The sequence below is a fragment of the Rhodospirillaceae bacterium genome (assembly GCA_028819475.1).
GTDB lineage: Bacteria > Pseudomonadota > Alphaproteobacteria > Bin65 > Bin65 > Bin65.
Map to the genome: position 1 here is coordinate 52678 of JAPPLJ010000001.1, position 13738 is coordinate 66415.

Annotated in this window: 14 protein-coding genes; all 14 read right to left on the reverse strand. The window is 64.6% G+C overall.

The window, feature by feature from the left end; translation table 11 throughout:
* Positions 1–40: 40 nt before the first annotated feature.
* A complete protein-coding gene (gloA, locus tag OXM58_00220; GenBank protein ID MDE0146772.1) occupies positions 41–445 on the reverse strand; it encodes a lactoylglutathione lyase in 405 nt (134 codons plus the stop codon).
* Positions 438–1640, reverse strand: a complete 1203-nt coding sequence (lpxB, locus tag OXM58_00225; protein ID MDE0146773.1) for a lipid-A-disaccharide synthase — start codon at positions 1638–1640, stop codon at positions 438–440. The genes gloA and lpxB overlap by 8 nt, the downstream gene beginning before the upstream one ends.
* The gene (gene lpxI, locus OXM58_00230; GenBank protein ID MDE0146774.1) at positions 1621–2481 is read right to left on the reverse strand and encodes a UDP-2,3-diacylglucosamine diphosphatase LpxI; all 861 of its coding nucleotides are present in this window, start codon (positions 2479–2481) and stop codon (positions 1621–1623) included. Before lpxI ends, lpxB begins: the two co-directional genes overlap by 20 nt.
* Positions 2474–3271, reverse strand: coding sequence for an acyl-ACP--UDP-N-acetylglucosamine O-acyltransferase (gene lpxA, locus OXM58_00235; GenBank protein MDE0146775.1), 798 nt, complete (start codon positions 3269–3271; stop codon positions 2474–2476). The genes lpxI and lpxA overlap by 8 nt, the downstream gene beginning before the upstream one ends.
* 14 nt (positions 3272–3285) lie before the next feature.
* Positions 3286–3756: a 3-hydroxyacyl-ACP dehydratase FabZ gene (fabZ, locus tag OXM58_00240; GenBank protein ID MDE0146776.1), complete on the reverse strand. Its 471-nt coding sequence runs from the start codon at positions 3754–3756 to the stop codon at positions 3286–3288.
* Positions 3757–3824: 68 nt separating this feature from the next.
* On the reverse strand, positions 3825–4409 hold the full coding sequence (locus OXM58_00245) for an OmpH family outer membrane protein (protein ID MDE0146777.1): 585 nt from the start codon (positions 4407–4409) through the stop codon (positions 3825–3827).
* A gap of 27 nt (positions 4410–4436) precedes the next feature.
* Positions 4437–6719 carry an outer membrane protein assembly factor BamA gene (gene bamA, locus OXM58_00250; GenBank protein MDE0146778.1) on the reverse strand — a complete coding sequence of 761 codons (2283 nt, stop codon included), beginning with the start codon at positions 6717–6719 and terminating at the stop codon, positions 4437–4439.
* A gap of 86 nt (positions 6720–6805) precedes the next feature.
* The gene (rseP, locus tag OXM58_00255; protein MDE0146779.1) at positions 6806–8197 is read right to left on the reverse strand and encodes an RIP metalloprotease RseP; all 1392 of its coding nucleotides are present in this window, start codon (positions 8195–8197) and stop codon (positions 6806–6808) included.
* A gap of 193 nt (positions 8198–8390) precedes the next feature.
* On the reverse strand, positions 8391–9614 hold the full coding sequence (locus OXM58_00260) for a 1-deoxy-D-xylulose-5-phosphate reductoisomerase (protein ID MDE0146780.1): 1224 nt from the start codon (positions 9612–9614) through the stop codon (positions 8391–8393).
* A complete protein-coding gene (locus OXM58_00265; GenBank protein ID MDE0146781.1) occupies positions 9605–10582 on the reverse strand; it encodes a phosphatidate cytidylyltransferase in 978 nt (325 codons plus the stop codon). The genes OXM58_00260 and OXM58_00265 overlap by 10 nt, the downstream gene beginning before the upstream one ends.
* A complete protein-coding gene (locus OXM58_00270) occupies positions 10470–11201 on the reverse strand; it encodes an isoprenyl transferase (protein MDE0146782.1) in 732 nt (243 codons plus the stop codon). The genes OXM58_00265 and OXM58_00270 overlap by 113 nt, the downstream gene beginning before the upstream one ends.
* Before the next feature lie 12 nt (positions 11202–11213).
* Positions 11214–11771, reverse strand: coding sequence for a ribosome recycling factor (frr, locus tag OXM58_00275; GenBank protein ID MDE0146783.1), 558 nt, complete (start codon positions 11769–11771; stop codon positions 11214–11216).
* Positions 11772–11888: 117 nt separating this feature from the next.
* Positions 11889–12608, reverse strand: a complete 720-nt coding sequence (pyrH, locus tag OXM58_00280) for a UMP kinase (protein ID MDE0146784.1) — start codon at positions 12606–12608, stop codon at positions 11889–11891.
* 69 nt (positions 12609–12677) lie between these two features.
* Entirely contained in the window at positions 12678–13601 is a 924-nt protein-coding gene (gene tsf / locus OXM58_00285; GenBank protein ID MDE0146785.1) for a translation elongation factor Ts, read from the reverse strand.
* Between the last annotated feature and the right edge of the window lie 137 nt (positions 13602–13738).

Genomic DNA, 13738 nt, shown 5'->3' on the forward strand with positions numbered 1-13738 from the left:
ATTCGGCAGGGCCGCGCCCGTTTCGAAGGTTCCCGCGCCTCTACGTTTCGATCAGTTCGACCCTGTAACCGTCCGGGTCTTCGATGAAGGCGATGACCATGGCGCTGTGCTTCATCGGGCCCGGCGGACGCAGGACGGTGATACCGGCGGCTTCCAGCTTTGCGCAGGTTCCGTGGATATCCGGCACGCCCAGCGCGATATGGCCATAGCCGGTCCCGATTTCGTAGGGCTCTTCCCGGTCCCAGTTGTGCGTCAACTCCAGCACGGTGTTGCCGGCCTGGTCGCCGTAGCCGACAAAGGCGAGCGTGAACCGGCCGCCCGGGAAGTCCCGCTTGCGCAGGAGCGACATGCCGAGATGTCCGGTGTAGAACGCGATGGACTCTTCCAGGTCCCGCACCCGCAGCATGGTGTGCAGCATGCGGAAAGCGGGCCTTCCGTCATTCATCGCGCTTCTTTTCCCGGATGATGTTCAGGACCGTTTCGGCGGCCAGGTCGCTGGGCTTGCGGCCGGGCACCGACAGCGTTTCGGCGACAGCACGAATACGCTCCGCCTGGGCGCGGCGCAACGCCGGATCGCGCAACAGCGGCGCCAGCGCGTCGGCGACCGGTTCCGGCCGGCACCGCTCCAGCAGGCATTCCGGCATGATCTCCTCGCCGGCGGCGACGTTGACCGCCGATACATACGGCGTGTTGACGAGGAAACCCGCGATCCGCCCTTCGAGCCGGGGCAGCTTGTAGGTCACCACGGCCGGCGTGCCGGCGAGCGCCAGTTCGACCGTAACGGTGCCGGAGGCCGCCAGCGCCGCGTCGGCCGCAGCCAGGGCGAGGTATCTCGTATCGTCGGCGGGTAGCGGGAATAGCGGTACGGGCCAGTCCGCCGTCAGGGCCGACGCCAGTTCCCGAACCGATGCCACCGTAGGCATCAGGCAAACCGGCGCCAGGCCCTGGCTCTTGAGGCGCTGGATCGCGGCGCGGTACAGCGGCAATTGCCGGCCGACCTCCTTGCGCCGGCTGCCGGGCAGCAGACACAGCAACGGCCGTCCGCCCTCGCCTGCGAAGCGATCCCGGAACCGGGCTACGGCGGCGGCATCGGGCGGATCCGGCTCGGCGGCGGGATGGCCGACAAACGTGACCGGCAAACCATGCGGTTCGAACCACGGCGCTTCGAACGGGAATATCGTCAGCAGATGCGTCAGGCGCCGCGCGATCACACGGGCCCGCCCCGGGCGCCACGCCCATACCGTCGGCGCCACATAATGCACCAGCGTCTCGCCGCGCCGCGCGAGGCGCCGCCCCATATGGCCGGACAGGGCCTGGGCGTCGATCGTGACGACGCAATCGGGCCGGCGGCGGGCGATGTCGCGCTCAAGCTGCTTCATGTGCCCGAGAATGCTGCGCAGGCGCGGCACATAGTCGAGGCCCATGACCGAGAACAGATCGATGGAAAACAGGCTCTCGAGACCGGCCGCGGCCATTGCCGGACCGCCGATCCCGCCGAAATCGACCTCGCCCCCTGTCCGACGCTGCAGCGCCCGGATCAGGTGCCCCCCGATCTGGTCGCCGGACGGTTCGCCCACGATGAAGTAGACGAACGGGCGGCGGCTGCCGGATCGGCCGGAATCAGACGGTGTGCCCGGCATCCGTTCCGTTGCCATCCAGATCCAGACCGACCAGGAAGAGGCCGGCCTTGTCCGCTGACGCGATAACGGCATCCCGGTTGACCAGAAGCGTCGCGCCCGCCTCGACTGCAATGCCGCGCAGGCCGGCCGCCGCCGCCTTTTCCACTGTCGCAGCGCCGATCGTCGGCAGATCGATGCGCCGGTCCTGACCGGTTTTCCGCAGCTTGACCAGGACACCGCCCGGTCCGCTGCGCTTGAGGGCTGCGCAGCGTTCGAGCAGGGCATCCGTGCCTTCGATGGCCTCCACGCCCAGGACCAGGGATTGCTGTACGACAACGGCCTGGCCGACATCCAGTTTGCCGAGGGACCGGGCGATGCCGACCCCGTGTGCGATATCGCGTTGCGCCTCTCGATCCGGCCGCGCGCGGCTCAGGTTACCGGACGGCGCCAGCAGGCCGGTTACGATATCCTGGATGGCAACCACCCTGAAACCGAAGCGTTCCAGCTCCCCGGCGACCGCGCGGAGCAATCCGTCGTCGCCCAGCGACTTGACCGCGACGCGCGCCAGGAATGCCGCCGCCTTGGCATCCGGCCGGATTTCCCTGAGAGCCGGGCGGCGAACCCGACCGACCATGACGATGTCCCTGATGCCCAGCTCGCGCGCCCGGTTTTCAAAGCGCCCGGCGGCGCCGATCCGTATAACCTCGTGCGGCGCGGCGAAAACGGCAGGATGGTCGGCGTGCCCCTTCAGCGCAAAGACGAAATAGGGCCGGTCCGCCTCTTCGCAGGCTTCAATGGCCAGCGCAGGGATTTCGCCGCCGCCGGCGATGATGGCGAGCGTTCCGGCCGCCGTCTCAGCCACTGGTCGCCGGCGGCTGGCAGATCGGCCGTGCCGGATCGGCACGGATGAAATCGACGATTTCCCGAACCGCAGCGCTGCCGTTGAACATTTCGGCGACATCGTTGGTGCGCTCGGTCAGCGTGCCTTCGGCGGCGAACAGCAATCTGTAGGCGCGGCGCAACTCGTGGATCTGGTCGCGCGTATAGCCGCGGCGGCGCAAACCGATAAGGTTCAGGCCCGAAAGGCCCTCGCGCACGCCGATCACCAGGCCGTAGGGAATGATATCGGCTTCGGAGGCCGACATCCCGCCCATCATGGCATGCCGGCCAACCCTGGCGAACTGCTGGATCGCCGAGTTGCCGCCGAGAATGGCGTAGTCGCCGATGGTGACGTGTCCTCCCATTACGGCATTGTTCGCCAGGATCACGTTGTCGCCTATGGTGCAATCGTGCGCGACATGGGTGTTCACCATGAAGAGGCAGTTGTCGCCGACCGTCGTGACGCCATGGCCCTTCGCCGTTCCTGTATGCAGCGTGGCGTGTTCGCGAATCACGGTGTTCCTGCCGACCACGAGGCGGGTCGGTTCGCCTCGATAACTTACGTCCTGAGGCGGCAAACCCACACAGGCATGCGGGTAGATGATCGTGCCGGCGCCGACGCTGGTATGGCCTTCGACCACGGCGTGCTGCATCACCGTGCAACCGTCCGCGAGAACGACATGGGCTCCGATCGTGGCGTAGGGACCTATGCGAACGGCGTCCCCCAGTGTGGCCGATCGATCGACAATGGCGGTCGGGTGAATTCCTGACATGCCGGCGCCGCCACTCAACTCACTTTATCGACGATCATGGCGGTGTAGGTCGCTTCGGCGACCACTTCGCCGTCGACCCTGCACACGCCGTCGAACTTCCAGACCAGCTTCCGCGCATGGCGCTTGACCACCTGGATGCGCATCCGGTCGCCGGGACGGACCGGCTTTCTGAAGCGCGCATTCTCGATCGACATGAAATAGACCAGCTTGCCTTCCATTTCCGGCCCCAGCGTTTCGATGACCAGGATCCCGGCGGTCTGCGCCATCGCCTCGATCACCAACACGCCCGGCATTACGGGAGAGCCTGGAAAATGCCCCTGGAAGTACGGCTCGTTGACCGACACATTCTTGATCCCGACCGCGCTTTCGCCGCGGACCACATCTTCCATCCGGTCAACCATCAGGAACGGATAGCGGTGCGGCAGCACCTCCAGGATGCGCTGTATGTCCAGGGTCGAGGGAGGCGTTTCGTCGGACACTGTCATTTACCGGTTCGCCGCGACCGCCATGCGAACCATTCAGATCGCGGACGCTTGCCGAAGAGCGGCGGCGGTTATTGTTTCTTCTTCGCCTTTTCGCGCCGCTTTTTCACTTCTTTCCTGGCATTGCCGACCGGGTCCTTGAAGTTCAGGGCCAGTTTCGGCAGGCGCTTGTTCAGGCGGGCGACGACCTTTTCCGTGATGTTGAATTGCGGGGTGGCGTGAATGAGCGCGACCTGGTTCAGAATCAGCGTCAGGCCGTCCTCGACCGCCATTGCCTTCACCACCAGAACCACTTCCTGCCGGAATTTGGCAAACGCCTGCTGGAAGGCCTGACCCAATGCATCGTTCCGCGCCCGGCTCTGGCGCCGCAGCTTCACCAGTTCGGCTTGAAGCGCGCGAACACGCCGCTCATACTCCCCGCGCGACATTTCCTTGTCCTTGCGCAACCGGTCGTATTCCGCCTGCATTTCCTTTTCGGTGGATTCGAAATTCTTGTTGTACTTGGTGCGCAATGCCTCCAGCGCTTTCCGGATGCCGATCATCGCGCGCGAATCGCGCTGCACCTGTTGCACATCGACAATTCCGATTCTGATCGCTGGCGCCTTCGTCTGCGCCTGCGATGCGGAAACGGTGCCCAAGGCGATCGCCGCGGCCAAACTCAGCAATCCGCAAACTTTCATGATCTAGAACCTGGTTCCGAAGCGGAAGTTGAACAGGCGGGCGCGATCATGGGGTTGACGCGCCAGCGGAAAACCGAAGTCGAACCGGAGCGGCCCGAGCGGCGAACGCCAGGAAAGGCCGGCGCCTGCGGAAACACGCGGTGTCCCGTTGTCGATCAGATTCGACCCACTCGCGTCGATGCCGAAAGCGCTGCCGGTATCGGTGAACAACCGCCCCTTGATACCCAGTTCCTTCGGCAAGCCGAGCGGAAAACTCAATTCGGCGGTCAGCAGCCAGTAGTTATTGCCACCCAGCGAATCGCTGGTCGCCCTATCGCGCGGGCCGACTCCCCCGTATTCAAAGCCGCGGAGCGTATCGCCTCCAAGGAAAAAGCGTTCGCCCAGCTTGACGTCCTGACCGATCCCGCCGACATGGCCCGCCTCGCCGAGCAACGCCAGCACCAGGCCCGGTGTCAACGATTGCCAATAGCCGGCCTCGGCCGTGAGTTTGTAGAAACTCTCCGATCCTCCGAGACCGGCGATCGTCGTACCGCCGCCCAGAACGAAGCCGTCCGTCGCTTCGAAGCGGTTGTCGCGGGTATCCCAAACGATGTTGGTGCCGACAGCCGACTTCGTCGAAGCGCCCGTGTCGTTTCGAAGGAATTCGGAGCGTTCCTCCGCAACATCTGTCACTCGACGGTTCGTCAGTTCGTAGAACGCCCCCTGGCGGACGTCTTCAGCCAGCGGAAAACCGAACCGGACCCGGCCGCCCAGCCGTTCTATCTGGAAATCCGAAGATTCCGAGAAACTGCTCTGAAATCCGCGTTTGGTCCGGAACAGGTCCACGCCGAAGGAAACGTCGCGCCCCAGGAAATGCTTATCGGTAAAGCTGGCGTCGATCTGCGAAGCTCTCAGAGACAGTTGGCCCGACAAGCGCACATCGTAGCCTCGTCCGAGAAAATTGGATTCCTGTATGCCGATATTGCCCAGCGGTCCGTCACGCGTGGAAAATCCGCCGCCCAGCGACAGCTGGCCTGTAGCGCGTTCGACGACGACAATGACCAGGCGTACCCTGTCCGGTGTCGTGCCTTCCCTCCGCTCGATATTGACGGATTCGAAATAGCCGGTGTTGACCAAACGCCGCCGCGACTGGCTGATCTTGGTCGTATTGAACGCGTCGCCTTCGGAAACGAGGATCTCTCGCCGAACCACCGAATCCCGGGTCCGGACATTCCCCAGAATCTCGATCCGCTCGATAAATATCCGCTGCCCTCTGTCGATCGTGAAGGTAACGTCTGCCGTCGCTTTGTCGCGGTTCAGCTTGACCTGCGGGTTCACCCTGGCAAACGCATAGCCGTGAGTGCCTGCAACATTGGTAAGGGCAACGACCGAACGATCGATTTTCCCGGCGTCATACCGATCGCCGGTTTGCGCCTTGACGGCGGCAGTCAGCGCTTTCGATTCGATCCGCGGGAGCCGGGAATCCACCACCAGCTTGCCGAACCGGTAGCGAGGACCTTCGCTGACAGTTATGGTGATAAAGAAACCTTCCCGGTCAGGAGCCAGTTCGGCGACCGCAGATAAAACCTGAAATTCGGCGAAACCGCGCTCCAAATAGTATCGACGCAGAAGTTCCTTGTCCGCCTCAAGCTTTCCGGGGTCGTAAATGTCCGAGCGGCCGAGAAAACGCCAGAATGCCGTTTCCTTGGTGACAATCGCATCGCGCAGCGACCCGTCGGAATAGTTTCTGTTACCGATAAAGGTGATCCGACGGACCAGGGTCTTGGCCCCTTCCTCGATCTCGAATACGACGTCGACGCGGTTCTGTGAGCGCGCAATGACCTTCGGCGTTATGGTTGCCGCATACCGGCCCGCGGCCCGATAGGCGACCAGCATATTCCGGATCGCTTCTTCGACCCTGGCGCGGGAATAGACGCTGCGCGGGCTGATGTTGGCGGCAGCGTTCAGATCCTCATTGTCGAGCTTGGAGTTACCCTCGAAAGCCACCCGGTTGACAATCGGGCTTTCGACAACGCGGACGACGAGGTCCGGGCCGCGGCGGCGGATCGACACATCGCGGAACAGGCCGCTCGCGAATAACGATTTCAGCGAGGCATCGATCTTTGCACTATCGAACGGTTCGCCGCGCTTGATCGTCAGATAGCCGGCCACCGACTGGGGATCGATGCGCCGCGTCCCCTCGACAATTATGTTCCGGATCGTTCCGCCGCGCGCCTGGGCGGTTGCAGGGCTGACGGCCGTCGCTTGTGCGATTCCGGCAAGCAGCGCTACGCCCAGTAGCAACACCGTCAATATTCGCACGCCAGATCCTTTCAGCCACAAGTCAACGCGACCGCCGATTCCATCGCCGGCGATCGCACTACTCGACAGGATTACGAACCGTGCGCTCCGAACAGTCGGAGCAGATCGTTCCACGTAACGACGACCATGAGCCCTAATACCAAAGCCATGCCTATTCGGAAACCAAATTCCTGAGCCTTCTCGCCCAATGGTTTACCGCGAATTGCTTCGATCCCGTAATACAGAAGATGGCCGCCGTCGAGCATCGGCACCGGCAGAAGATTGATCAGGCACAGGGAAAGCGAAATCGCCGCCATGAACCAGACGAATGCATAAATTCCGATCTGCGCCATGTCGCCGGACATTTCTGCGATGCGCAGCGGACCGCCGATATCCCTGAGCTCCCGCTTGCCGGCGAACATCTGCCCGATGGCCGTGGCGGATATGACAGTCAGCGACCAGGTCTCGCCCACGGCCGCCCAGAGCGCGGCAAGCGGACCGTGACGTTTCATCGGCGGCGGCGCGACCCCGATTCCGATCCGCCCGACCGTCCGCGCGACGCCGGCACCGTCCCTGTACGAATAAACTTTCGGCACGACCGTCAGACCGAGGGAACGGCCGTCGCGCAGAATCCGCAATCTCAGCCGCTTTTCCGGCCCGGCCATCACGACTGTGCGGACTTCCTGGAAGGTCGATACCGGCCGCCCGTCGATTGCGACGATCCGGTCACCGTTCATAAGCCCGGCCTCGGCGGCGGCCGAATTCTCCAGAACCCGCCCGACGACCGGCGCGACCATCCGCACGGCGCCGAGCACACCGTAGACCTCGGTATTGCCGTGCTTGTCACGCACGGTGCGCGGTTCCGGCGTCAGCCGGAACGCGCGCTCGGCGTTGTCGCGCCTGACGACAATCCGAAGTGCCTGTCCGGGGTGCAACAGAGCGACCTGTTCGACCTCTTCGAAACGATCGATGTTCCGGCCGGCGAATTGCACGATCGTGTCGCCGGTGCGCAGGCCGGCGCTTTCGGCGGCTCCGCCGGGAATCACCGCTCCCACGACGGCGGGTGTATGGCGCTGGCCGGCGGTCATGAACAGCAGCGCGAGGATCAGGACCGCAAACAGATAGTTGACGGCAGGGCCGGCGAACACGATGGCTGCGCGCTGCCCCACGCTCTTGTGGTAGAAGCTCACCTTGCGCTGTTCGGGCGTGAGCCGCTGCACCGCCTCGCCCGGCCGGCTGGCCGCATCGGCGTCGCCGAACATCTTGACGTAGCCGCCGAGCGGGATCGCGCAGAATTTCCAGCGCGTGCCCCACCGGTCGTCCCGGCCGAACAGTTCGGGGCCGAAGCCGATCGAGAAAATCTCGACACGCACGCCGTTGCGGCGCGCTACAGAATAGTGCCCCATTTCGTGCACGAAGACGAGCAGCGTGAAGAGAACCAGGAACGGAAGAATGTAGTTCCAGAGGACGGAGATGAATTCCATCGGTCTTCAGTCCGGTGCAGCAAGCCGAGCGGTGGCGCCGCTCATGGTCCGGATCGGATATAGGCGCGGCCGTACCGAATTCTCCGCTCGGCATGTCGCGTCGCGCAATAGCCGGGAGCTCCTTGCCGATACGCCCGGCCCTCTCGGAATCTGGTCCTCGCAATAGCGGAATTCGAGCCCGCTCACTGCCCGCTCACTGGATCGTCAACGCGCGTGCGACCCGCCGGGCGGCCCGGTCGAGATCAAGAACATCCTCGATCGACCCGATCGGGTGCTGGGGCCCGCGCGCCAGGGTCTCCTCGACAACCGCGGCAATGTCGAGGAAAGGGATCCTTCCGTCGAGAAACGCTGCGACCGCAACCTCGTTGGCGGCGTTAAGCACGGCGGGCGCGGCGCCGCCGGCATCGAGCGCGCCAAACGCCAGCCTGAGAGCCGGAAAGCGCACGAAATCCGGTCCTTCGAACGTGAGCGTCCCGGTCTCCGTCAGGTCCAGCCGGGCGGACGGCGCCACCATCCGTTCCGGCCAGGCCAGGGTGTAGGCGATCGGGGTGCGCATGTCGGGCGTCCCCATCTGGGCGAGCGTCGACCCGTCGACATAATCGACCATGGAATGGACGACCGATTCGGGATGCACCACAACGGCGATCCGGTCTTTTTCGACGGGAAACAGGTGCCACGCCTCGATAATTTCCAGGCCCTTGTTCATCAACGTGGCCGAATCGACGGAAATCTTGGCGCCCATGTCCCAGTTCGGGTGGGCGACGGCCTCGGCCGGCGTCGCCGCGGCCATTCGTTCGCGCGACCAGTTCAGGAACGGGCCGCCCGACGCCGTCAGGACGATGCGCGCCACCCGCTCGGGCTGGTCGAAATCGAACACCTGAAAGATGGCATTATGCTCGGAATCGACCGGCAGCAGCGTCGCGCCGCAGCGCTCCACTTCCGCCTGGACGAAATCCCCGGCACAGACCAGGCTCTCCTTGTTGGCCAACGCAACGACCGTCCCTTGCCGCACCGCACGCAGCGTCGGCTCGAGGCCGGCGGCGCCGACAATGCCGGCCATCACCCAGTCGGCCGGGCGGCTGGCGGCGTCTGCAACTGCCTCCGGCCCGGCAGCCGCCTCGACGCCGGTTCCGGCAAGCCCTTCCTTCAACGCGCCGTAGAGCGCCGGGTCCCCGATTGCGGCCAGACGCGCGCCGGTTTCCCGCGCCTGCTCGATCAGGAGCGCGACGTTGCGATGGGCGGTCAGCGCCTCGACCGCAAACCGGTCGGGCTCGCGAGCAACCAAATCGAGCGTGCTTCGGCCGATCGAGCCGGTCGCGCCAAGGATCGTGAGGCGCCGGGGCGGCGCATCGGCGGCGGATTCCGTACGGATCCGCCCGGATCGCCGCGCCGCCGGATCGGGTCCGCCTAGAGCCATGGCGTTTCCACGCCGCCACGCAGCGACGCCAGCACCGCGACCAGGATCATAACGGGAACGACGCCGTCGACCCTGTCGAGCAACCCGCCGTGCCCCGGGACCGATTTTCCGGAATCCTTGGCGCCGTAGCGGCGCTTCAACACCGATTCGAACAGGTCGCCGCCCTGCGCCACCAGGCTCACGACCAGGGCGGCGGCGACATGGAAGCCTGCCGCTGGACGGTCGGCGGCGAGGGCGAACAGCAGCCCGGCAACGGCGGCAAACGCCAGTCCGCCGAAGAAGCCCGACCAGGTCTTGTTCGGACTCAACCGGGGCGCAAGCCTGCTGCCGCCGACGGCCCGGCCGGTCAGGAATGCGCCAATATCGGTCAACGCAACAACCCAGAAGATCCAGGCGACGGCCCATGCGCCGTCCCGGTACATGTCGAACAGGGCGATTGCACCCCAGGCTGCGCCGCCGACATAGAGCACGCCGGCGCCGAGCCACACCGCATCCGACATGCGGTCCGTACGGGCCAAAACTGCTATCGCAGGCGCTCCGAGGATCAGAACCAGCGATGCCTCGCCGGACATGGCGAACGAGGCCAGCCCGACGATAGCGAGGCAAACGGCAATCAACGCATAGCCGCCGCCCGCAACCCTGCCCCGGCTGCACAGCGCCGCCCACTCCCAGGCCATCAACCCCGCGGCGCCGAAAATCAACAGGTGGAAAAACGGCCAGCCGAAATACAGGCTGCCGGCCACGAGAGCCGTCAGGACTGTCGCGGACAGCAATCTGATCAGAATTTTGCCCGATCCATCCGCCGCGCCCGCCGTTGCCGGGGAAGCGATGGCCGGCTCCGGCGCGATTGTCCGGTCAGCCGACCGCGCCAAAACGGCGCTCCCGCTGACAATATTCCGAGACCGCGGCGCGCAGGGTCTCGGCGTCGAAATCCGGCCACAGACATTTCGTGAAGACCAGTTCGGCATAGGCCGACTGCCACAGCAGGAAGTTGCTCAGCCTTTGCTCGCCGCTGGTTCGTATGACCAGGTCGGGATCCGGGATATCGCCGGTCAGCAGGTGGCGGGAAAATTCCTCCTGCCCGATCGCATCGGGATCGAGATCACCCTGCGCTGCCCTTGCGGCCATCCGCCGTGCCGCGGCCAGAATTTCGTCCCGGCCGCCGTAGCTGAGAGCGATGACCAGCGTGAAGACCGTATTGCCGGCCGTGCGCCGCTCGGCATGGTCGATCTGTGCGATGATATCGGCCGGCAGCCTCGGCCTGTCGCCGATGAAGCGGAGTCGGACGCCCTGTTCGTGCAACTCGGCGATTTCGCTATGCAGATAATACCGCAGCAGTTCCATCAGCTCCCGGACTTCCGAGGCCGGGCGGTTCCAGTTCTCGGAAGAAAAACCGTAGAGCGTCAGATAGCGTATGCCGTCCGCAATCGCGGCCTTGACGGTCCGGCGCACGGCCTCCACGCCGCGTCGGTGGCCGGCAGTGCGCGGCAGGCCGCGCGCCTTCGCCCACCGGCCGTTGCCATCCATGATGATCGCAATGTGGCGCGGCGGGGTCTGTACGATCGCGCAGGGTGAAACGGCATCCATCTCCGGATGACTCTAGACCTGCATGATCTCGCCACGCTTCTGGGCGAGCAACATGTCGATATCCTCGATATGCGCGTCGGTGGCCTTCTGGATATCGTCGGCCCGGGCGCGATGTTCGTCCTGCGAAATCTCGCCGGCCTTCTCGGCTTTTTTAAGGCGGTCCATACCGTCGCGGCGGACGTTGCGCACCGCGACCCGCGCCTGTTCGGCATAGTTGCCCGCCACCTTGACGAGTTCCTTGCGGCGCTCTTCGGTCAGGTCGGGCAGCGGCACCCGCAACACCTGCCCCTCGGTTTGCGGATTGAGGCCAAGATCGGACGCACGGATCGCCTTTTCGACGGCGCCGACAAGGTTGGTGTCCCACACCTGGACCGTCAGCAGGCGCGGCTCCGGCGCCGAAATGTTGCCGACCTGGTTCAACGGCATTTGCGTGCCGTAGGCCTCCACGGTTATCGGCTCGAGCAGGCCGGTCGACGCCCGCCCGGTTCGCAACCCCGAAAGATCGCCGCGTAGGGAATCCATCGCCCCGTCCATCCGGCGTTTGATATCTTTCAGAACGGGATCCTTCATGGTTCGGCCTCTCGCTCCGTTTCGTCGAGTGGCGGCAATGCTGCACGCGGCCGGCGCTTCTCCTCGCGCGCCACTTGTTCCTACTTTTTTAACAGAATGTTCGAAGCGGGAAATGCCTTATTCGGTAATCAGGGTAAAGGCGCCCCGGCCATGGGCGACTTCGGCGATCGAACCGGGCGACTGAATCGAGAAAACGATGATCGGGATGCCGTTCTCCCGCGCCAGCGCGATGGCGGTCGCGTCCATGATTTTCAGATTTTGGTTTAACGCCTCCGTGAAGGTGAGGGTTTCGTAGCGCTCCGCCGCCGGATTGGCGACCGGATCGTCGCTGTAGACTCCGTCCACCTTGGTCCCCTTGAAAAGGGCGTCGCAATTCATTTCCGAAGCGCGCAGGGCGGCCGCGGTGTCCGTCGTGAAGAAGGGATTGCCGGTTCCGGCGGCGAAGATCACCACCCTCCCCTTCTCGAGATGCCTAACGGCACGGCGGCGGATATAGGGTTCCGAGACGGTCGACATCGGAATCGCGGATTGAACCCGGGTATCGACGCCGACCTGCTCCAGCGCGCCCTGGATCGCCAGCGAGTTCATCACCGTCGCCAGCATGCCCATATAATCGCCGGTCGCCCGGTCTATGGCATGCGCGGCCGACTGAATTCCCCGGAAAATGTTGCCGCCGCCGACCACCAGGCAGACTTCGATCCCGATGTCGTGGATCGATTTCACCTCCGTCGCGATGCGCTCCAGCGTCTCGGGGTCAAGCCCGAAACTCCGCCCGCCCATCAGCGCCTCGCCCGACAGTTTCAGAAGGACGCGCCTGTATTTGGGTTCGTCCTTCAAGGGCGGTCGCCTCCCCACGTCGATACCTGAATCGATACCGGCGCCGATGCCTGTGCCGAAACGGCGGGATCAGCCGGCGAGCTGCGCAACTTCGGCGGCAAAATCGCCGTCCTTGCGTTCGATCCCTTCGCCAAGCTGATAACGCACGAAACCGGCAATCTCAATCGGGGCTCCGAGCTCCTTCGCGGCGGTATCGATGACTTTCGATACCTTCGATTCGCCGTCGATCACCCAGGTCTGGTTCATGAGGACGACGTCTTCGTAGAACTTGCGCAGCCGGCCTTCGATCATCTTCTCGACGATCTCCGGCGGCTTGCCGCTGCCGGCGGCCTGTTCCCGAAGGATTTCGCGCTCCTTCTCGACCGTCCCGGCGTCGAGGTCTTCGGCAGTTACCGCCCGGGGGCTGCTCGCCGCCACATGCATGGCGACCTGCTTGCCGAGCTGCTGCAGCGCTTCGGGCTCCGCGGCGGACTTCATGCCGACCAGCACGCCGATCTTGCCGAGACCGGGCGCCGCCGAATTGTGCATATAGGAGGCAACGACGCCTTCTTCGACGCTCAGGCCGACCGAACGGCGCAGGGTCATGTTCTCGCCGACAGTCGCGATCAGATTCGTGAGTTCGCCCTCGACCGTACGGGCGCCGTCCGGATACTCGGCCGCCTTCAGCGCGGCCATGTCGCCGCCGACGCCGAGCGCGACATCGGCAGCGGCGCCGACGAAAGCCTGGAAATGTTCGTTGCGCGCCACAAAATCCGTTTCTGCATTGACTTCGACCAACGCCCCGCGCGCGCCGTCCGTCCGCAGCCCGACAAGGCCTTCCGCGGTCACCCGGCCGGATTTCTTCGCCGCCGCCGCCAGGCCCTTCTTGCGCAGCCACTCGCCGGCGGCCTCGATATCGCCTTCGGATTCGACCAAAGCCTTCTTGCAGTCCAGCATGCCGGCGCCAGTGCGCCCGCGCAGTTCCTTCACCATGGACGCACTGATCTGAGCCATCTCATCCTCGTATTGTCTGGCATGCCTGGAGCCGATTGCACCGGCCGCGGCAAGTCGCGAACCGCATCGCGGACGCCTGCGCCGGGTCGATCAGCCGGCGGCTTTTTCTTCGACTGTTTCCGCGGCGGTTTCCGATT